20 protein-coding genes are annotated in these 18845 nt (G+C 61.1%); 13 read left to right on the top strand and 7 right to left on the bottom strand.

Annotation, left to right across the window (positions count from 1 at the left end; translation table 11 throughout):
- Positions 1 to 191: 191 nt before the first annotated feature.
- Genes glpA through glpC form a run of 3 tightly spaced genes read left to right on the top strand, consistent with a single transcriptional unit; the run spans position 192 to position 4295 of the window.
- Positions 192 to 1841: an anaerobic glycerol-3-phosphate dehydrogenase subunit A gene (gene glpA, locus ACF8MC_RS20040; protein WP_164105551.1), complete on the top strand. Its 1650-nt coding sequence runs from the start codon at positions 192 to 194 to the stop codon at positions 1839 to 1841.
- Complete coding sequence (glpB, locus tag ACF8MC_RS20035) at positions 1831 to 3099, top strand: glycerol-3-phosphate dehydrogenase subunit GlpB (RefSeq protein ID WP_164105572.1); 1269 nt, start codon at positions 1831 to 1833, stop codon at positions 3097 to 3099. Before glpA ends, glpB begins: the two co-directional genes overlap by 11 nt.
- Complete coding sequence (gene glpC, locus ACF8MC_RS20030; protein ID WP_033636667.1) at positions 3096 to 4295, top strand: anaerobic glycerol-3-phosphate dehydrogenase subunit GlpC; 1200 nt, start codon at positions 3096 to 3098, stop codon at positions 4293 to 4295. The genes glpB and glpC overlap by 4 nt, the downstream gene beginning before the upstream one ends.
- A gap of 35 nt (positions 4296 to 4330) precedes the next feature.
- Here glpC and ACF8MC_RS20025 read toward each other — a convergent pair whose 3' ends face one another.
- From ACF8MC_RS20025 to ACF8MC_RS20015, 3 genes are all read right to left on the bottom strand, one after another.
- Positions 4331 to 4894 carry a DcrB family lipoprotein gene (locus tag ACF8MC_RS20025; RefSeq protein WP_033636670.1) on the bottom strand — a complete coding sequence of 188 codons (564 nt, stop codon included), beginning with the start codon at positions 4892 to 4894 and terminating at the stop codon, positions 4331 to 4333.
- Positions 4895 to 4974: 80 nt separating this feature from the next.
- Complete coding sequence (locus tag ACF8MC_RS20020; protein WP_164105553.1) at positions 4975 to 5409, bottom strand: GNAT family N-acetyltransferase; 435 nt, start codon at positions 5407 to 5409, stop codon at positions 4975 to 4977.
- Between the two features lie 41 nt (positions 5410 to 5450).
- Complete coding sequence (locus ACF8MC_RS20015) at positions 5451 to 6110, bottom strand: 7-cyano-7-deazaguanine/7-aminomethyl-7-deazaguanine transporter (RefSeq protein WP_033636672.1); 660 nt, start codon at positions 6108 to 6110, stop codon at positions 5451 to 5453.
- 220 nt (positions 6111 to 6330) lie between these two features.
- On the opposite strand from ACF8MC_RS20015, the gene tusA reads away from it, so the two are divergent.
- The 3 genes from tusA (at position 6331) to ACF8MC_RS20000 (ending at position 7110) form a co-directional block, all read left to right on the top strand.
- Positions 6331 to 6576 carry a sulfurtransferase TusA gene (gene tusA / locus ACF8MC_RS20010; protein WP_025304890.1) on the top strand — a complete coding sequence of 82 codons (246 nt, stop codon included), beginning with the start codon at positions 6331 to 6333 and terminating at the stop codon, positions 6574 to 6576.
- 61 nt (positions 6577 to 6637) lie between these two features.
- Positions 6638 to 6835: a hypothetical protein gene (locus ACF8MC_RS20005; protein ID WP_033649649.1), complete on the top strand. Its 198-nt coding sequence runs from the start codon at positions 6638 to 6640 to the stop codon at positions 6833 to 6835.
- The gene (locus ACF8MC_RS20000; protein ID WP_164105555.1) at positions 6835 to 7110 is read left to right on the top strand and encodes a type II toxin-antitoxin system RelE/ParE family toxin; all 276 of its coding nucleotides are present in this window, start codon (positions 6835 to 6837) and stop codon (positions 7108 to 7110) included. Before ACF8MC_RS20005 ends, ACF8MC_RS20000 begins: the two co-directional genes overlap by 1 nt.
- A 59-nt stretch (positions 7111 to 7169) precedes the next feature.
- Here ACF8MC_RS20000 and ACF8MC_RS19995 read toward each other — a convergent pair whose 3' ends face one another.
- Positions 7170 to 9488, bottom strand: a complete 2319-nt coding sequence (locus ACF8MC_RS19995; RefSeq protein WP_164105558.1) for a zinc/cadmium/mercury/lead-transporting ATPase — start codon at positions 9486 to 9488, stop codon at positions 7170 to 7172.
- 681 nt (positions 9489 to 10169) lie between these two features.
- Here ACF8MC_RS19995 and ACF8MC_RS19990 point away from each other — a divergent pair.
- Both ACF8MC_RS19990 and ACF8MC_RS19985 read left to right on the top strand, forming a co-directional pair.
- On the top strand, positions 10170 to 11633 hold the full coding sequence (locus ACF8MC_RS19990; RefSeq protein ID WP_033636674.1) for a serralysin family metalloprotease: 1464 nt from the start codon (positions 10170 to 10172) through the stop codon (positions 11631 to 11633).
- 55 nt (positions 11634 to 11688) lie between these two features.
- Entirely contained in the window at positions 11689 to 12066 is a 378-nt protein-coding gene (locus tag ACF8MC_RS19985) for an AprI/Inh family metalloprotease inhibitor (protein ID WP_038874139.1), read from the top strand.
- Positions 12067 to 12108: 42 nt separating this feature from the next.
- On the opposite strand, the gene ACF8MC_RS19980 is transcribed toward ACF8MC_RS19985, so the two are convergent.
- Positions 12109 to 12735 (bottom strand): lysoplasmalogenase, encoded by a 627-nt coding sequence (locus ACF8MC_RS19980; RefSeq protein ID WP_033636676.1) that lies wholly within the window; start codon positions 12733 to 12735, stop codon positions 12109 to 12111.
- 159 nt (positions 12736 to 12894) lie between these two features.
- Between ACF8MC_RS19980 and ACF8MC_RS19975 the strand changes: the two genes are divergently transcribed.
- The gene (locus ACF8MC_RS19975; RefSeq protein ID WP_033649654.1) at positions 12895 to 13251 is read left to right on the top strand and encodes a DUF2500 domain-containing protein; all 357 of its coding nucleotides are present in this window, start codon (positions 12895 to 12897) and stop codon (positions 13249 to 13251) included.
- Positions 13252 to 13254: 3 nt separating this feature from the next.
- Here the strand turns inward: ACF8MC_RS19975 and ACF8MC_RS19970 are convergent, their stop codons facing one another.
- Together ACF8MC_RS19970 and rsmD are read right to left on the bottom strand one after the other, a co-directional pair.
- Positions 13255 to 13527 carry a DUF1145 family protein gene (locus tag ACF8MC_RS19970; protein WP_004934327.1) on the bottom strand — a complete coding sequence of 91 codons (273 nt, stop codon included), beginning with the start codon at positions 13525 to 13527 and terminating at the stop codon, positions 13255 to 13257.
- Positions 13517 to 14137, bottom strand: coding sequence for a 16S rRNA (guanine(966)-N(2))-methyltransferase (gene rsmD, locus ACF8MC_RS19965; RefSeq protein ID WP_033636678.1), 621 nt, complete (start codon positions 14135 to 14137; stop codon positions 13517 to 13519). The genes ACF8MC_RS19970 and rsmD overlap by 11 nt, the downstream gene beginning before the upstream one ends.
- Before the next feature lie 242 nt (positions 14138 to 14379).
- Here rsmD and ftsY point away from each other — a divergent pair, with 242 nt between their 5' ends.
- From ftsY to rpoH, 4 genes are all read left to right on the top strand, one after another.
- Positions 14380 to 16014 (top strand): signal recognition particle-docking protein FtsY, encoded by a 1635-nt coding sequence (ftsY, locus tag ACF8MC_RS19960; protein WP_353038711.1) that lies wholly within the window; start codon positions 14380 to 14382, stop codon positions 16012 to 16014.
- A gap of 5 nt (positions 16015 to 16019) precedes the next feature.
- A complete protein-coding gene (ftsE, locus tag ACF8MC_RS19955) occupies positions 16020 to 16691 on the top strand; it encodes a cell division ATP-binding protein FtsE (protein ID WP_004934337.1) in 672 nt (223 codons plus the stop codon).
- Positions 16681 to 17634 (top strand): permease-like cell division protein FtsX, encoded by a 954-nt coding sequence (gene ftsX, locus ACF8MC_RS19950; protein ID WP_033636680.1) that lies wholly within the window; start codon positions 16681 to 16683, stop codon positions 17632 to 17634. The genes ftsE and ftsX overlap by 11 nt, the downstream gene beginning before the upstream one ends.
- Positions 17635 to 17951: 317 nt before the next feature.
- A complete protein-coding gene (rpoH, locus tag ACF8MC_RS19945) occupies positions 17952 to 18809 on the top strand; it encodes an RNA polymerase sigma factor RpoH (RefSeq protein ID WP_004934345.1) in 858 nt (285 codons plus the stop codon).
- Positions 18810 to 18845: the final 36 nt, after the last annotated feature.

Here is an 18845-nt window from a genome sequence, read left to right as displayed (position 1 = left end):
CACGGCGGATTTTGAGCGATTCGTTAACGTTATGAAATAGAAAAACGTCCAAAAATCGTGATTATGATCACATTGATGGCTTTTTGTGGACATTTTTATTTCGTTTGATGTTCGTTATTGTTCCTTATCAAACAAAGACCCTTATAACCGTGGCTCAATAGGCTCATAACTACCGATCCTGAGGGAGCGACATGAGCAGCTATTTTGACGGCGGCGAAACGGATGTGATCATCATCGGCGGCGGCGCCACCGGCGCAGGCATCGCCCGCGACTGCGCGCGGCGCGGCTTGCGCTGCATTTTGCTGGAGTGCCACGACATCGCCACCGGCGCCACCGGCCGCAACCACGGTTTGCTGCACAGCGGCGCGCGCTATGCGGTGACCGACGGCGAGTCGGCGCGCGAGTGCATCGAAGAAAACCGCATCCTGAAACGCATCGCCCACCACTGCATCGAGCGCACCGATGGGCTGTTCATCACCCTGCCGCAGGACTCGCTGGGCTATCAGCAACAGTTTATCGCCGCCTGTCGCCAGGCCGACATCGGCGCCGAAGCGATCGACCCGCAGCTGGCGCTGCGGCTGGAGCCGGCGGCTAACCCGGCGCTGATCGGCGCGGTGCGCGTGCCGGACGGCACCGTCGATCCCTTCCGGCTGACCGCCGCCAACATGTTGGACGCGCGCGAACATGGCGCGCAGATCCTGACCTACCACCAGGTGGTGGGATTGTTGCGCAGCGGCGATCGGGTGACGGGCGTGCGCGTTTACGACCATCAGAATCAGCGGCGCTATGCGCTGCATGCGCCGGTGGTGGTCAACGCCGCCGGCATCTGGGGCCAGCAGATCGCCGAATACGCCGATTTGCGCATCCGCATGTTCCCGGCCAAGGGGGCGCTGCTGATCCTCGGCCACCGCATCAACAACATGGTGATCAACCGCTGCCGCAAACCGGCGGACGCCGACATCCTGGTGCCGGGCGACACCATCTCGCTGATCGGTACTACCTCGACCCATATCGACTACGACCAAATTGACAACATGCTGGTGACCCCGCAGGAAGTGGACATTCTGATCCGCGAGGGGGCGCTGTTGGCGCCCACCCTGGCGCAGACCCGCATTCTGCGCGCCTACGCCGGGGTACGGCCGTTGGTGGCCAGCGACGACGACCCCAGCGGGCGCAACGTCAGCCGCGGCATCGTGCTGCTCGATCACGCCGCCCGCGACGGGCTGGAAGGGTTTATCACCATCACCGGCGGCAAGCTGATGACCTACCGCCTGATGGCGGAGTGGGCCACCGACAAGGTGTGCGAAAAGCTTGGCGTAAACCGCCCGTGCACCACCGCGCAGGATGCGTTGCCCGGCTCCCGCCAGTCGGCGGAGGAGACGGTGCGCAGCGTGGTTTCTCTGCCCGCCAGCATTCGCGGCTCGGCAATTTACCGCCACGGCGATCGCGCCAGCCAGGTGCCGGCGGCCGATCGGCTCGACACCAGCCTGGTGTGCGAATGCGAGGCGGTGACCGCCGGGGAAGTGCGTTATGCGGTCAACTCGCTGACCGTCAATAACCTGGTGGATCTGCGCCGCCGCACCCGCGTCGGCATGGGCACCTGCCAGGGCGAACTCTGTGCCTGCCGCGCCGCCGGGCTGTTGACGCGCTTTAACGTCAGCACGCCGCAGCAGTCCATCGCGCAGCTGTCGCAGTTCCTCAACGAACGGTGGAAAGGCGTACGGCCGATCGCCTGGGGCGACGCGCTGCGCGAGAGTGAATTTACCAGCTGGGTTTACCAGGGGCTATGCGGGCTTGAAGCCCAGGCCGACAAGGAGCAGGAGGCGGATGATGCGATTTGACGTAGTGGTGATTGGCGGCGGCCTGGCGGGCCTGAGCTGCGCCATTGCCGTGGCCGAACAGGACAAGCGCTGCGCGGTGGTCAGTTCCGGCCAGAGCGCGCTCTACTTCTCCTCCGGCTCGCTCGACCTGCTGGCGAGATTGCCGGACGGCACGCCGGTCGAAATGCCGCTGGCGGCGCTACCGCAACTGGCGCAGCAGGCGCCGCAGCATCCGTATGCCCTGATCGGGCCCGGCCGGGTGGCGGCGCTGTCCGCCGCCGCGCAGCGGTTGTTGGAGCGCTGCGGGCTGAACCTGCAGGGCGAGGGCGCCAACAACCATCTGCGCATTACGCCGCTTGGCACGCGTCGCGCCACCTGGCTCAGCCCGCAGGCGATCCCGACGCTGCCGCTGACCGGCCAACTGCCGTGGCGGCGCATTGCGGTGATCGGCATCGAAGGCTTCCTCGATTTCCAGCCGCAGATGGCCGCCGACTCTCTGAGCCGGGAGCTCGGCGTAGAGACGGAGGTGGCCTATCTGCACATGCCGGCGCTGGACAGATTGCGCAATAACCCCAGCGAGTTCCGCGCGGTAAACATCGCCCGGGTGCTGGATTTGATGGAAAGCCTGCCGCCGCTGGCCGAGGAACTGCGGCGGTTGGCGGGGGAAGCCGACGCGCTCTTCCTGCCGGCCTGTTTGGGATTGGAGGACGACGCGTCGCTGGCGGTGCTGCAGGATGCGGTCGGCAAGCCGATCCGGCTGCTGCCGACGCTACCGCCTTCGGTGCCCGGCATGCGCTTGCATCAGGCGCTGCGGCGGCGTTTTCAACAGCTGGGCGGCGTTTTCATGCCCGGCGACAGCGTGCTGCGCGCCGAGTGCGAAGCCGGCCGCGTCACGGGCCTGTATACCCGCAACCACGGTGATATTCCGCTGCGGGCGCAGCAGGTGGTGCTGGCCAGCGGCAGCTTCTTCAGCAACGGGCTGGTGGCGGATTTCGACGGGGTGCGTGAGCCGATCTTCGGGCTGGATGTACACAGCCGCGCGGATCGCGCCGACTGGAGCCGGCGCGAGCTGTTCGCGCCGCAGCCTTATTTGCAGTTTGGCGTGCGCACCGACGGCAGGCTGCGGGCGATGAAGCAGGGCATGCCGTTCGACAATCTGTACGCCATCGGCGCGGTCGCCGGCGGCTACGATCCGCTGCAGCAAGGCTGCGGCGCCGGCGTGTCATTGATCGGTGCGCTGCACGTCGCACAGCAGATCGCCGCGGAGGAAAACGCATGAGCCTGCATCAGGACCACAGCTTTGAAAGCTGCATCAAATGCACCGTCTGCACCACCTATTGCCCGGTCGCCAAAGTGAACCCGCTCTATCCGGGGCCGAAACAGGCGGGGCCGGACGGCGAGCGGCTGCGGCTGAAAGATCCGGCGCTGTACGACGAAGCGCTGAAATACTGCACCAACTGCAAACGTTGTGAAGTGGCCTGCCCGTCCGACGTCAAAATCGGCGATATCATTCAGCGCGCCCGCGCCGACTTCGCCCAGAGCAAGCCGACGCTGCGCGACGCCATCCTCAGCCACACCGATATCATGGGCTCGCTGTCGACGCCGTTCGCGCCGATCGTCAACGCCGCCACCGGGCTGAAACCGGTGCGCAAGCTGCTGGACAAGGCGCTGAAGATCGATCACCGTCGCGAACTGCCGAAATACTCGTTCGGCACTTTCCGCCGCTGGTACCGGCAACAGGCGCAGGCTCAGCGGCGCTATGCCGAGCAGGTGGCGTTTTTCCACGGCTGCTTCGTCAACTATAACCATCCGCAGCTGGGCAAGGATTTGATCCGGGTATTCAACGCGCTGGATATCGGCGTGCAGCTGCTGAAGCGCGAGAAATGCTGCGGCGTGCCGCTGATCGCCAACGGGTTTATCGAGCAGGCCAAAAAGCAGGCCAGGGTTAACGCCGAGTCGCTGCATGAAGCGGTGCTGGAGCGCGGCATCCCGGTGGTGGCGACCTCATCGAGCTGCACCTTCACCCTGCGCGACGAATATCCTCATCTGCTGGACGTGGACACCACCCCGGTGCGCGACCGGGTGGAGCTGGCGACGCGCTATCTCTATCGCCTGATCAATCAGGGGCGCAGCCTGCCGCTGAAGCGCACGCCGCTGCGGGTGGCTTATCACACGCCTTGCCATATGGAGAAGATGGGCTGGACCGCCTACACGCTGGAGCTGCTGCGGCAGATACCGGGGCTGGAGCTGGTGGTGCTGGATTCGCAGTGCTGCGGCATCGCCGGCACCTACGGGTTCAAATCGGAGAACTACGCCACTTCGCAAGGCATCGGCGCGCCGCTGTTCCGGCAGATCGAAGAGAGCGGAGTGGATCTGGTGGTGACCGACTGCGAGACCTGCAAATGGCAGATAGAAATGTCCACCAGCAAGCACTGTGAGCATCCGATCACCCTGCTGGCGCAGGCGCTGGCATAAAAACGAAAGGGCCGGCAAGCCGGCCCTCTGTGGGATTACTGCTTCAGCTTCAGGGTGGAGATGATGCCTTCGGCTTCGGCCTGCGCCTGCTGCTGATTGTCCGCCGGCAGCGTCACCTGAATGGTCAGCATGTTGTTGTTCAGCGAGCCGATCAGGACGGAGGAATAGGCTTTTTCGCCGCCGCTGGTGATGATGCTGTCCAGCTGACGCAGCGGCACGCCGTTGACGTCGAGCGCTTTGTTGGTGATCACCTGCAGGTTGGCGTCACGCGCGCGCTGGGTATTCTCCAGGCGCTTGGCCAGGGTCTCCAGGCTGTCGGCGGTCTTGTCGCCCAGGATCACGATCACCGCGCGCTGGCCGGTGCTGTCTGCGTAAACATGCATGTTGTTGGCCTGGTTGCCCAGCTTGCCGCTCTGATCCGCCATGCCGACCGGCAGGGTGAACGCCAGTTTACCGTCCAGCAGGCTGACCTGCTGCCCGGCCGGCGCGCTGGCCGCCGCGCCGTCAGACGCTGCCTTGGTGTCTTTGGTGTCGCCGTCGCAGGCCGCGAGGCCAAGCGCCAGCAGGCTGATACCCATCAATTTCGCTACTTTACGCATCGGGCTTCCTTCTTCCTTTCCGGTAGGGATTCACTGTCGTATCGCAACCTATTCCAGGCTGAAATGCAAGGCAGATGTTGTCACAAGTTTTTCTCCAGTAATAGCCGATAATCAGCCACTTCGCCTTTCTTTTCCAGCTGAACAATCTGATAGTGGTGGGCGAGCAGCATCGTCAGCATGGCGCGGAACCGGTTACGGGTTTTGACCGTCAGCCGGCGATAGCCCTGCGCCCGCGCCCAGCGCTCCTGTTCGGCCAACAAGGCCTGCGCCACGCCGTGGCGACGAAATGCCGGCAGCACGCCGCCCAGCCAGCTGTAAAACACCGTTTCCCGCTGTTGATAACCGAGTTTGAAACCGGCCGGCTGGCCGTCGATGTCGGCGATCAACAGGCTGGCGGAGGCACCGCCGATGCGCCGCTGCAGATCGGCCAGGCTATGCAGGCCGCCGAATTCGGGGATGCGTTGGTAAAGGCGGTGGATTTCTTCGAGCGTGGCGGTGCGGACGATTGGGGTCATGGGCGGCCTCCAAAGGATAGGGCCGCCCAGAATAACACGGCTCAGCCCGGCTGCAGGCTGCCGCTGCGCGCCGCGATGCGTTTGAGCAGCATGTTCAGCAACACGCCGTACATCGGCAGGAAGAACAGCAGGCAGATCATTACCTTGAAGCTGTAATCCACCAGCGCGATCTCCACCCAGTTGTTGGCCATGAAGGGATCGCTGCTCTTGTAGAAGGCGATGAAGAAGAACGCCAGCGTATCGCTGATATTGCCGAAGAACATCGCCGCCGCCGGCGCTACCCACCAGGCGCTGCGTTGGCGCAGGCGATTGAAGACGTGAACGTCGAGGATCTGGCCGAGCACGTAGGCCATAAAGCTGGCGACGGCGATACGCGCCACGAACAGGTTAAAACTGCCCAGCGCCGCGAAGCCCTGCCATTCTCCCTGATAGGTGACGGTGGAGATCACGTAGGAGATGAACAGCGCCGGCACCATCACCGCCAGGATAATCCGCCGCGCCAGCGGCGCGCCGAAGATGCGCACGGTCAGATCGGTCGCGAGGAAGATAAACGGGAAGGTAAAGGCGCCCCAGGTGGTATGGAAGCCGAAAACGGTGATCGGCAGCTGCACCAGGTAGTTGCTGGAGGTAATGATGGCGATATGAAACAGCGAAAGCCAGACCAACGCCGTGAAGCGCTGCTGTGCGGTAAACGAATACATATTGTAGCCTTTTTAGCAGTGGGGTGAGGGAACCCAGTGTGTCTTGTCAAAACAGCAAAAAACGCTGCGCGGCGGCATGATACGCGTTTGCGCAACCAATGCAATGGTTAAATTTAACGCAAACGTTAACGCATCTTGCGCAGAAAAACTACCGGCGTAAACTAGGCGCTAATGAGATGCGGCGAGCGTTCGCCGATCGTTTTTGAACGAGAAAAATTGCATGACTGACTTATTTGCCCAGGCAGACCAGACGCTCGACGCGCTGGGCCTGCGTTGCCCGGAACCGGTGATGATGGTGCGCAAAACCGTGCGCCATATGGACAACGGCGAAACGCTGCTGATTATCGCCGACGATCCGGCCACCACCCGCGATATTCCGGGGTTCTGCCGCTTTATGGAGCATACGCTGGTGGCGCAGGAGACCGAGCAGGCGCCATACCGTTATCTGTTACGTAAAGGTGTATAGTTTTTAATCGCCTCGTGAGATAAGCTCCCTGCGATCGGGGAGCGTTCGAAGGGGACAAACGATGAGTATTTTACTACTGCCTACGGTTGCCAAGATGGAAAATGAGGAACGTACACAGGGCTATGAGCGCTGGTTTCTTGAAAGAGTTCAGGAAGCCATGGATGAGCCGCGGCCCGGCATTCCTCATGATGACGTGATGGCTGAAATGGATGCTGTTATCGCTGCTGCAGAAGCCAGGATCAAAGCGAAGCAGGCATAATGCTCAACATCGAATGGACTCGAGCCGCACGTCAGGATCTGGCGGAGATTGTGGGATTCATCGCCAATGATAACCCTCTGGCGGCCAGAAAAATGAAGGTTCTCATCATGGAGGCCGTCATTCCCGCCGCCAGACATCCTCGAATTTTCCGGCGCGGCAGAGTGGACGGCACGCATGAAATCCCCCTACATCCCCATTATCTCCTGGTTTACCAGGTGCTGGAAACTCACATCCGGGCGTTGCGGGTTTTACATACGCGCCGACAATATCCTTAATATTGCCACTGCAATCGATAATGCCGGGTTCCCATTGAGGAACCCGGCCTGGCGCCGCGTTATTGGCGCTTTCTCAACAGCCGCAGCGCGTTGGCGGTGACCAGCGCGGTGGCGCCGGAGTCGGCCAGCACCGCCAGCCACAAACCGGTCAGCCCCAGCAGGCTGGTGATCAGGAAGACCCCTTTCAACCCCAGCGCGATGGTGATGTTTTGCCGGATATTGGCGTGGGTGGCGCGCGAGATGCGGATCATCTCAGCGACGCCCAGCAACCGGTTGTGGGTCAGGGCGGCGTCGGCGGTTTCCAATGCCACGTCGGTGCCGCTGCCCATGGCGATGCCGATGCTGGAGGCTTTCATCGCCGGGGCGTCGTTGATGCCGTCGCCGATCATCGCCGTCGGACGCAGTTCGCTCAGCTCGGTGACCGCGTTGACCTTATCTTCCGGCAACAGACTAGCGCGATAGTCGAGGCCCAGCTCGCCGGCGATCGCCGCGGCGGCGCGCGGGTTGTCGCCGGTCAGCATCACGCCGCGAATACCCAGCGCGTTCAGTTCGGCTATCGCCTGTTTGGCGTCGCTGCGCAGCGTGTCGCGCAGCGCCAGCAAGCCGATGGGCGCGCCGTCTTCCAGCACCACCACCGCCGTTTTACCGGCGTTTTCCAGCTTGTCTACCTTGCTCTGCCATTGAACGTCGAGCAGGCCCGGCGCCAGCTTGCCCGGCGCGCTGATCAGCACGGTCTTGCCGTCCACGATCCCTTCCACGCCGACGCCGGCCAGCGCGCGGCGCGCCTGCGCCAGCGGCAGCTCGGCCCCGCTTGCGGCGGCGCGGTTGATGATCGCCTGCGCCAGCGGGTGATGTGAACCGGCCTCCACCGCGGCGGCAAGCTGCAGCAGCCGCTGTTCGGTGAGCGCGCCGATCGGCAGCACGTCGGTCACCGTCGGCTTGCCTTCGGTCAGGGTGCCGGTTTTATCGAAGGCGATGGTTTGTATCTGGCCCAGTTGCTCCAGCGCCGCGCCGCCTTTAATCAGCGCGCCGCGCCGCGTGGCGGCCGCCAGCCCGGATGTAATGGCCGCCGGGGTCGAGATCACCAGCGCGCACGGACAGCCGATCAGCAGCAGCGTCAGGCCGCGATAGATCCAGGTATCCCACGGCTGCGAGAACAGCAGCGGCGGCACCAGGATCACAGCGACGGCCAGCAGCATAATGGCCGGGGTGTAATAACGGCTGAACCGATCGAGGAAGCGTTCGATCGGCGCGCGGCGCTCTTCGGCTTCTTCAATCAGCTGCAAAATGCGGTCGATGGCGTTTTTGCCGGGCTCGGAGATCACCTTCATCTGCGCCGCCTGATCGACGGACAGGCTGCCGGCGGCCACTTTCTCGCCCTGCTGGCGCTCGACCGGCACCGATTCGCCGGTCAGGGCGCTTTCGTCGAAGCTGGCGAACGGATTGAGCAGCTCGGCGTCGGCCGGCAGGCGCCCGCCGGGCGCGATTTCAATCACGTCGCCAGGGCGCAGGCTGGCGACCGGCACGCGTTTGCGTTCCGTGCCTTGCAGCAGCAGCGCGTCTTCCGGCACCAGCTCCATCAGCGCCGTCACGCCGCGTCGCGCGCGGTTGGCGGCGTAGGATTCCAGCAGTTCGCCGACCATAAACAGCAGCAGCACCATCGCCGCTTCGGCGGTGGCGCCGATGAACAGCGCGCCGATGGCCGCCACGCTCATCAGCGTTTCGATGGCGAATGGCGTGCCGGAGCGGATCAAACGCAGCGCCTTGGCGGCGACCGGCGCCAATCCGACCAGCGTGGTGGCGATAAAGGCGATGCGCCCCAGCTCCGGGTTAACCCGATCCAGCACCCAGCTGACGACCATCAGGGTAGTTAACAGCAGCAGCGGTGCGAATTCGCCGAAGCGTGAGGTTTTCGGCGCGGCGGCTTTGGCATTCTGAGTGCCGAGCAGGGTAAAGCCGGCCTGGGCGACCGCGTCCTGGATCCGCAGGCTGATGTCGGACTGTGCGTCGACTACCAGTTTCTCGGTCGCGAACAGCACCCGCGCGCTGTCGACGCCGGGGAGTGCGGTGACGGCATTTTCGATTTTCTTGGCGCAGCTGGGGCAGTCCATGCCGGTGACTTTCCAACTGAAACGTTGGCTGCCGGAAGGGGGAGCGGCGGCCAGCCTGTCGCTTTCCTCGTCCGGATCGTCGGGCGTGGCGGCGCAGCAGCCGCTATCGCCATGATCGTGATGATGGTGGGCCTGTTCGGCCTGCGCGGCGGCGTTTTTCGGTTCGCTGCTGCAGCCATGCTGCGTTTTGCTGTGGCTGTGGTTGCAGCCGCATCCGCCTTCGGCGTGGTGATGTTCCTGATGATTATGGTTTTGCTGATTGTGCATAACGTCCCCCTTCGGGCTGTTAAACGGGTTTGCTCAACTGACTCTACACCCTGGAGTCCACTCCAGAGTCAAGCGCCGGATGAGAATTATTGCTAACGGCGTTCAAGCGTAGAAAGGGGGATTCATTCAATAATGAATAATGCGAATTTTAATCTATCGGCTTTTCTTATCCCCTATTTGGGGAAACAGGCTCGCCGTCGATAGTTTAAATAAGAAAATAATATTCCTATAGAAACTAAAAAATCGCCCGACCTAATAATAAAGAGTTATTAATCTATAACGCTTTAGCAAAATTTACCTTTTACCCTGGGGAAAGCCAGCATGATTCGCTTGAGTCTGCAGGCCGCATTGCTATTGAAGTTTGGTGCCAACTTCTCCTCATCAAGTTTCATTTGTTTTGTAAAGAAGCCAAAAAAGCAGCATAACAAACTTTCGTTGCGATAATAAATGGTTGATTATTTTATGTGCAGTTTTGCGGCCCTGCCTATAATTGGAATCGATTACCATTTTTAATGGTGATCTTATTTGCTGATATATATGCATTAATTCTACCTAACACACTGCCGGCAACGGCGCATAAGCCCCTTCCAGCAAGCCTGAGGTTCATTAACCGTGGCTTACGGGGAGGTTATGTCTATCTGTCTGATTGATATCAATCAGGTAATGAGTGGAATCGAACCAATGCAATCTACTAAAAAGGCAATTGAAATTACTGAATCCAGCCTCGCGGCCGCGACAACCGGCTACGATGCTGTAGACGACCTGCTGCATTATCATGAGCGGGGTAACGGGATTCAGATTAATGGCAAGGATTCATTTTCTAACGAGCAAGCTGGGCTGTTTATTACCCGTGAGAACCAAACTTGGAACGGTTACAAGGTATTTGGCCAGCCGGTCAAATTAACCTTCTCCTTCCCGGACTATAAGTTCTCTTCCACCAACGTCGCCGGCGACACCGGGCTGAGCAAGTTCAGCGCGGAACAGCAGCAGCAGGCTAAGCTGTCGCTGCAGTCCTGGGCCGACGTCGCCAATATCACCTTCACCGAAGTGGCGGCCGGTCAAAAGGCCAACATCACCTTCGGCAACTACAGCCAGGATCGTCCCGGCCACTATGATTACGGCACCCAGGCCTACGCCTTCCTGCCGAACACCATTTGGCAGGGCCAGGATCTGGGCGGCCAGACCTGGTACAACGTCAACCAATCCAACGTGAAGCATCCGGCGACCGAAGACTACGGCCGTCAGACGTTCACTCATGAGATTGGCCATGCGCTGGGCCTGAGCCACCCGGGCGACTACAACGCCGGTGAGGGTAACCCGACCTATCGCGACGTCACCTATGCGGAGGATACCCGCCAGTTCAGCCTGATGAGCTACTGGAGTGAAACCAACACCGGTGGCGACAACGGCGGCCACTATGCCGCGGCTCCGCTGCTGGATGACATTGCCGCCATTCAGCATCTGTATGGCGCCAACCTGTCGACCCGCACCGGCGACACCGTGTACGGCTTTAACTCCAACACCGGTCGCGACTTCCTCAGCACCACCAGCAACTCGCAGAAAGTGATCTTTGCGGCCTGGGATGCGGGCGGTAACGATACCTTCGACTTCTCCGGTTACACCGCTAACCAGCGCATCAACCTGAACGAGAAATCGTTCTCCGACGTGGGCGGCCTGAAGGGCAACGTCTCGATCGCCGCCGGTGTGACCATTGAGAACGCCATTGGCGGTTCCGGCAACGACGTGATCGTCGGCAACGCGGCCAACAACGTGCTGAAAGGCGGCGCGGGTAACGACGTGCTGTTCGGCGGCGGCGGGGCGGATGAGCTGTGGGGCGGTGCCGGCAAAGACATCTTCGTGTTCTCTGCCGCCGGCGATTCCGCACCGGGCGCTTCAGACTGGATCCGCGACTTCCAGAAAGGGATCGACAAAATTGACCTGTCGTTCTTCAACAAAGAGGCGCAGAGCAGCGATTTCATTCACTTCGTCGATCACTTCAGCGGCACGGCCGGCGAAGCGCTGCTCAGCTACAACGCTTCCAACAACGTGACCGATTTGTCGGTGAATATCGGTGGCCATCAGGCGCCGGACTTCCTGGTGAAAATCGTCGGCCAGGTTGACGTCGCCACTGACTTTATCGTGTAACACAGCAACGGAACGCCCGGCGCAGTCTCGGCCGGGCGTGATGCGGGAGCCCGGTATGAAAGGTACTTTAACGCGCACCGCTTTGGCGGCGGGCGGCATGATGGTGACAAGTGCGGTCATGGCCGGCAGCCTGGCGCTGCCGACCGCGCAGTCGCTGGCGGGGCAATGGCAGGTGGCCGACAGCGAGCGGCAATGCCAAATCGAGTTTTTGGCGAATGAGCAAAGTGAAACCAACGGCTATCAGCTGGTGGATCGGCAACGGTGTTTGCAAAGCGTGTTTGCGGCGGAAGTCGTGGGCTGGCGCCCGGCGCCGGACGGCATCGCTCTGCTGCGGGCGGATGGCAGCACGCTGGCGTTCTTCTCGCGCGACGGCGATCTGTATCGCAATCAGCTGGGCGCCGATGATGCCCTGACGTTGAAAGCGCTGGCTTGATAATGAAAAACGGGTTCGGCGCGCCGAACCCGCGGCAGAGAGTTACAGGTAGAGCGAACGCACGATCAGGAAGTGGCCGGAGAAGTAACAGAAAGCCACGATGGCGTCCGCCGCGCGGAAGGTGAAACGGTAGCGGTTGAGCAGCCAAACCACGTTGGCCAGCAGCAGCAGCGAGGTGCCGGTCAGCAGCGAGAAGCCGAAATCGGTGCTGCGCAGGAAATATTGCTCGCCCGCCAGCCAGACCATCAGCAGCGTCATCGCCACGTAGGTGACGATCGGCCAGCGCATCTCTTCCAGCCGGGTCCAAAGGGTGGCCAGCAGCAACGCGCCGATCGCCAGCAGCGCCAGCGGCAGCGGCCAGAACAGGCTGAACGTCATCTGGCTGGCGAAGCTCAGGGTATACAGCAGATGGGACAGGAAAAAGGCGCCGATGGCGTACAGCACCCGCTCGCGCGGCAACAGGAGCAGCGCGTCGCCGATCAGCGTCGCCAGCAGGCCGAGCACGATCAGATAACCCGCGGCGCCGAGCACCGGCGCCTGCCAGGCCAACAGCAACAGCAGCAGCAGCGTGACGGGTTTGAACACCCAGCGCTGCCAGCGCGGGCCACGGTATGAGGCGTCGACGAACAGCCAACCGGAAAAGAATACGGCAAGGAACGGCCAACTCATTTATGTCTTCCTTATGCATGAGGGAGCCGCAACAACCGGCTCCAAACTGTCACCAATGTCACTTCTTATTTCAGTGTAGGTAGCCTGCCGACGATCGACAATGCTTTCTTGAGAATGCTATGTTTACGCCGATTTGGCCGTGAAGGAAATGGGAAACCGATGAGCAAGCCACCGTTATTTTTTGTCGCCGTGATTGCGCTGATCGCCGTGCTGGCCACGCAACGCTACTTCAAACAGCGCCAGCGGGAGGCGGAAAACGATCGCGCGCCGATGCGCAGCCTGCAGGTGACGGTGAGCGACAAGCGCAGCTTCCCGGTCGCCAGGACCCGCGCGCCGCAGCGCGAACCGCTGGTCAATGAGCCGATGTATTACGAGGTGGTGTTCAGCCCGAACCAGGGCGGTGAAGACATCACGCTTCGGCTGAAACAGTGGCAATACAACCCGATAGAAAAAGGCGCGCAGGGCACGTTGAACATGCAGGGCACGCGCTTCGTCTCTTTCAGCGTTCAGCCGTAGCGGTCATTTCTTCTTGATGGGCGGCTGTTTCTTTTGCCAGGCCAGCAGCTCGAACACGCCAAAGATAAAGATCTTGGCTTCTTGCCAGTAGCTGATTGGCTGATCCTTCGGCTGGGTGGATTTCAACAGCACCAGCTGCAGGCCGTGCATCACCACCATAAAGAACAGCGCCACGTCGATGAAATACTTCAGCGGCTTGGGAAAAGGATGGAACAGGTTAGAGAGCAGGAAGCCCCACACGCACAGCATCAGCAGGCGGCCCAGATTAATCAGCATGGTCGGTTTTCTCTTGCGAACGAATATAAAGGCGATAGGCCACCTGGCCGGCGACCTTCTCCCGGTGCAGCTGCCAGCTGGCAGGCACGTCCGCCGCGGCGCTTTCCGCCTCGGCTTCTACATAGATCCAGGCCTCGTCGGCCAGCCAGCCACGCTGCTCCAGCAGCAAGGCGGTCTCCGCCAGCAGGCCTTTGCGAAACGGCGGATCGAGGAACACCACGTCGAACGGTTGGCCCTCGCCCGCCAGCCAGCTCAGCGCGTTGGTGTTGATAACCACCCCCTTGCCCTGCAGCAGCGCCAGATTTTTTTCCAGCTGCTGCGCCACCGGCCGTTCGAATTCCAACAGCGTGGCGCTGCCGGCGTAGCGCGACAGCGCTTCCAGCCCTAATGCGCCGCTGCCGGCGAAACAGTCCAGGCAGCGCGCGCCCTGAATCACCGGCGCCAGCCAGTTGAACAGGGTTTCGCGCACCCGATCGGTGGTGGGGCGCAGCCCCGGGCTGTTCGGCACCGGAAGCTTGCGACCGCGCCATTGGCCGCCGATGATGCGGATCTGTCCGGCTGCGGCCTGGGGCGGTTTTTTGGCCGCCGCCCGTGGCGAGAGTCTTGTCATAAGCGTTGTTTGATTTCTTTTGCGGCGCGGAGCCGTAGAGGTTAACGAAAAGTTGCCCCTATTCTACCGGTGACGGGCTTCGGGGGGAACGGTAAAACTTTGTTGTCTGATTTCACACCGGAAAGCATGCCGGATGCGTGTTGCTGCGCGAGGGAAAGTGATAGACTCGGCGGATTATTGTCAGCATATATCCTTCAGGTATGTAGGGTAAGCGAGCCTTCGGTACGGAGTAGAGTCATAACATGGCAAAAGATAAGAAACGTGGGTTTTTCTCCTGGCTGGGGTTTGGCCAGAAGGAAAAGGAAGAAGAGCAACAGCAACCTGAGCAGCCGGTAGAGCAGGCGGAGCCTCAGGCCGCGGAGACGCCGGCTGAACCGGCCACCGCCAAGCTGGATGACAAGCTCCCCGCCCAGGAATCTGAACCTGCCGCCTCCGTCGACACCCCGGGAGAGTGGGATAGCGGCCAGGCCGGCGAACCCATCGCGGAAAACCTGCCGGCGGCGGCTGAACACCCGACGGCGCAAGCGTTGGCCGAAGAGATTGTCAGCGTGACCGAGCAGGTAGTGGCGCAGCAGCAGCCGGTCGTCGAGCCCGAGCCGGTGGTTGAGCCCGAGCCGGTCGTTGAACCCGAGCCAGTTGTTGAGCCTGAGCCGGTCGTTGAACCCGAGCCGGTTGTCGAGCCCGAGCCAGTTGTTGAGCCTGAGCCGGTCGTTGAACCCGAGCCGGTCATTGAGCCCGAGCCGGTTGTCGAGCCTGAGCCGGTCGTTGAACCCGAGCCGGTTGTCGAGCCCGAGCCGGTCGTCGAGCCCGAGCCGGTCGTCGAGCCCGAGCCGGTTGTTGAGCCCGAGCCAGCCGCTGAGCCCGAGCCGGTCGTCGAACCAGAATCGGAGCCGGAAGAAGAAGCGCCGCTTGAACCTGTGGTGCCGGCCGCTGCGCAAGAGCAGGAGCGGCCGACCAAAGAGGGCTTCTTCGCTCGCCTGAAGCGCAGCCTGCTGAAAACCAAGCAAAACCTCGGCTCCGGCTTTATGGGGCTGTTCCGCGGTAAAAAGATCGACGACGACCTATTCGACGAGTTGGAAGAACAGCTGCTGATCGCCGATGTCGGCGTGGAGACCACGCGCAAGATCATCACCTCCCTGACCCAGCACGCCAGCCGCAAGCAGCTGAAAGACGCCGAAGCGCTGTATGGCAAGCTGAAGGAGGAAATGTCCGAAATTCTGGCCAAGGTCGATCAGCCGCTGGATGTCAGCGGGAAAACCCCGTATGTCATTCTGATGGTCGGCGTGAACGGTGTGGGTAAAACCACCACCATCGGCAAGCTGGCGCGCCAATTCCAGGCGGAAGGCAAGTCGGTGATGCTGGCGGCGGGAGATACTTTCCGCGCCGCGGCGGTGGAGCAGCTGCAGGTGTGGGGCGAACGCAACCGCATTCCGGTGGTGGCGCAGCATACCGGAGCGGATTCCGCTTCGGTGATCTTCGATGCGGTGCAGGCCGCCAAGGCGCGCGGCATCGATGTCTTGATCGCCGATACCGCCGGCCGTCTGCAGAACAAATCGCACCTGATGGAAGAGCTGAAGAAGATCGTCCGCGTCATGAAAAAACTGGACGACCAGGCCCCCCATGAGGTTATGCTGACGCTCGATGCCAGCACCGGCCAGAATGCGGTCAGCCAGGCGAAATTATTTAATGAGGCCGTGGGCTTAACCGGCATCACGCTGACTAAACTGGACGGTACCGCCAAGGGCGGGGTGATCTTCGCCATCGCCGATCAGTTCGGTATCCCGATTCGCTATATCGGCGTCGGGGAAGGCATCGAAGATTTGCGGCCGTTTAAGGCTGACGATTTTATTGAGGCACTTTTTGCCCGAGAGGATTAATACGGATGATTCGCTTTGAACAGGTCAGTAAAGCTTATCTGGGCGGACGGCAAGCGCTGCAGGGGGTCGATTTCCATCTGCGCCCGGCGGAAATGGCGTTTCTGACCGGCCATTCCGGCGCGGGGAAAAGTACCCTGCTGAAACTGATTTGTGGTATCGAACGGCCCAGCGCCGGCCACATCTGGTTTGGCGGCCACGACATCAGTCGTTTGAAAAACCGCGAGGTGCCGTTCCTGCGTCGGCAGATCGGCATGATCTTCCAGGATCACCACCTGCTGCTGGATCGCACGGTGTATGACAATGTGGCGATGCCGCTGATCATCGCCGGCGCCAGTACCGAAGACATCCGCCGCCGCGTCTCCGCCGCGCTGGACAAGGTCGGTTTGCTGGATAAAGCGAAGAACTTCCCGATTCAACTGTCCGGCGGTGAGCAGCAGCGCGTGGGCATCGCCCGTGCGGTGGTGAACAAGCCGGCGGTGTTGCTGGCGGATGAACCGACCGGCAACCTGGACGACGCGCTGTCGGAAGGCATTCTGCGCCTGTTTGAAGAATTCAACCGCGTCGGCGTCACCGTATTAATGGCGACGCACGACACCGGGCTTATCGCCCGCCGCAATTACCGCATCCTGACGCTGAGCCAGGGCCGCATGCAAGGGGGCGCTCACCATGGCCAATAACGCAAAAACCGCCAAGAGCAAGGCGCTGCGCGGCGGCTGGCGCGAGCAGTGGCGTTACGCCTGGATGAACGCCATCAAAGACATGCTGCGCCAGCCGTTGGCGACGCTGTTGACGGTGATGGTGATCGCCATCTCCCTGACGCTGCCGAGCGTGTGCTACATCGTGTGGAAAAACGTCAGCACCGCGGCCAGCCAGTGGTACCCGACGCCGCAGCTGACGGTCTACCTGGATAAATCGCTCGACGACGACGCGGCGCTGAAAGTGCTCGACGCCATCAAGGCGGAAGCCGGCGTGGAGAAGGTGAATTACCTGTCACGTGAAGAAGCGCGCGGCGAGTTCCGCAACTGGTCGGGCTTTGGCGGCGCGTTGGACATGCTGGAAGAGAACCCGTTGCCGGCGGTGGCGATCGTTACGCCGAAGATGAGCTTCCAGAGTTCGGATACCCTCAACACCCTGCGCGATCGCGTGGCGGCGGTGCAGGGCGTGGAAGAAGTGCGTATGGATGACAGCTGGTTTGCCCGCCTGGCGGCGCTGACCGGGTTGGCGGGTCAGATCGCGGCGATCATCGGCGTGCTGATGATCGTGGCGGTGTTCCTGGTGATCGGCAACAGCGTGCGTCTGAGCATCTTCAGCCGCCGCGACACCATCAACGTGATGAAGCTGATCGGCGCCACCGACGGTTTTATCCTGCGGCCGTTCCTTAACGGCGGGGCGATGCTCGGCTTTGCCGGCGCGCTGCTGTCGCTGGTGCTGTCCGGTGCGCTGGTGTGGCAGCTGGAGTCGGTGGTCGCCGGGGTGGCCAAGGTGTTCGGCACCACCTTCACCCTGCACGGGCTGGGCTGGGACGAGGCGCTGTTGCTGCTGATCATCTCCGCGATGATCGGTTGGATCGCCGCCTGGCTGGCGACGGTGCAACATTTACGCCGATTTACACCACAGTAAGATTTTTTTGGTATACTCTTCTCCTGCTGCTTTTGATCGCGTTGCGGGAGAAGAGTGACCTCAAGCGAAGTCAGCAAAACACCTCTCTTCTTAGCGCACAAATTCCCTATCGGCCTGCACTCTCGTCACGTATTGTCAGCAACAATGCTTGCAAAAAAGGGTGAACTTTTAGGGCGGAGTACGGTCAAAAATTGCAGCAAATGTTAAGGTGCCCGGCGTGTGGAACCGCTTTTGCTTCAGCAACTGCCGTAGAATCAATCATTTCCCCGCTGTAATAATCACCTGCATGATTTTGTATTCTCATAGAGAGGGTTTGAATGACCAAAGAAATGCAAACTTTAGCCTTAGTACCCCAAGGTAGCTTGGAAGCCTATATCCGGGCAGCCAACGCCTATCCGATGCTGACGGCAGAGGAAGAGCGGGAGCTGGCTGAACGGCTGCATTATCAGGGCGATCTGGATGCCGCTAAGCAGCTCATCCTGTCTCACCTGCGCTTTGTCGCTCATATTGCCCGCAACTATTCAGGCTATGGTCTGCCACAGGCGGATCTGATTCAGGAAGGCAATATCGGCCTGATGAAAGCCGTTCGCCGCTTCAACCCTGAAGTCGGCGTGCGTCTGGTTTCCTTTGCGGTGCATTGGATTAAGGCTGAAATCCACGAGTACGTATTGCGCAACTGGCGCATCGTGAAAGTGGCGACCACCAAAGCGCAGCGCAAGCTGTTCTTTAACCTTCGCAAAACCAAACAGCGTTTGGGCTGGTTCAACCAGGACGAAGTGGAACTGGTGGCCCGCGAGCTGGGCGTAACCAGCAAAGACGTGCGCGAGATGGAATCTCGCATGGCGGCGCAGGACATGACGTTCGATCCGACTCCGGATGACGAGGCCCGCGATGGCCAGTCGATGGCGCCGGTGCTGTACCTGCAGGACAAGAGCTCCGACTTCGCTGAAGGCATTGAGGAAGATAACTGGGAAAGCAACGCCGCAGACAAACTGGCCTATGCGCTGGAAGGTCTGGACGAGCGCAGCCAGCATATCATCCGCGCCCGCTGGCTCGACGACGACAACAAGTCGACGCTGCAGGAGCTGGCCGATCAGTACGGCGTTTCCGCCGAGCGCGTGCGCCAGCTGGAAAAGAACGCCATGAAGAAATTGAAAATGGCGATCGAAGCCTGAGTCGATGCGATATTCGAAAAAAAAGCCCGGCAAGCC

Source organism: Serratia sp. LACPHL-BACT-2024-00286 (genome assembly GCF_043109535.1).
GTDB classification, from domain to species: domain Bacteria; phylum Pseudomonadota; class Gammaproteobacteria; order Enterobacterales; family Enterobacteriaceae; genus Serratia; species Serratia sarumanii.
The sequence above is the reverse complement of the archived record's forward strand: the minus strand, read 5'-3'. Positions and strand labels throughout refer to the sequence as shown.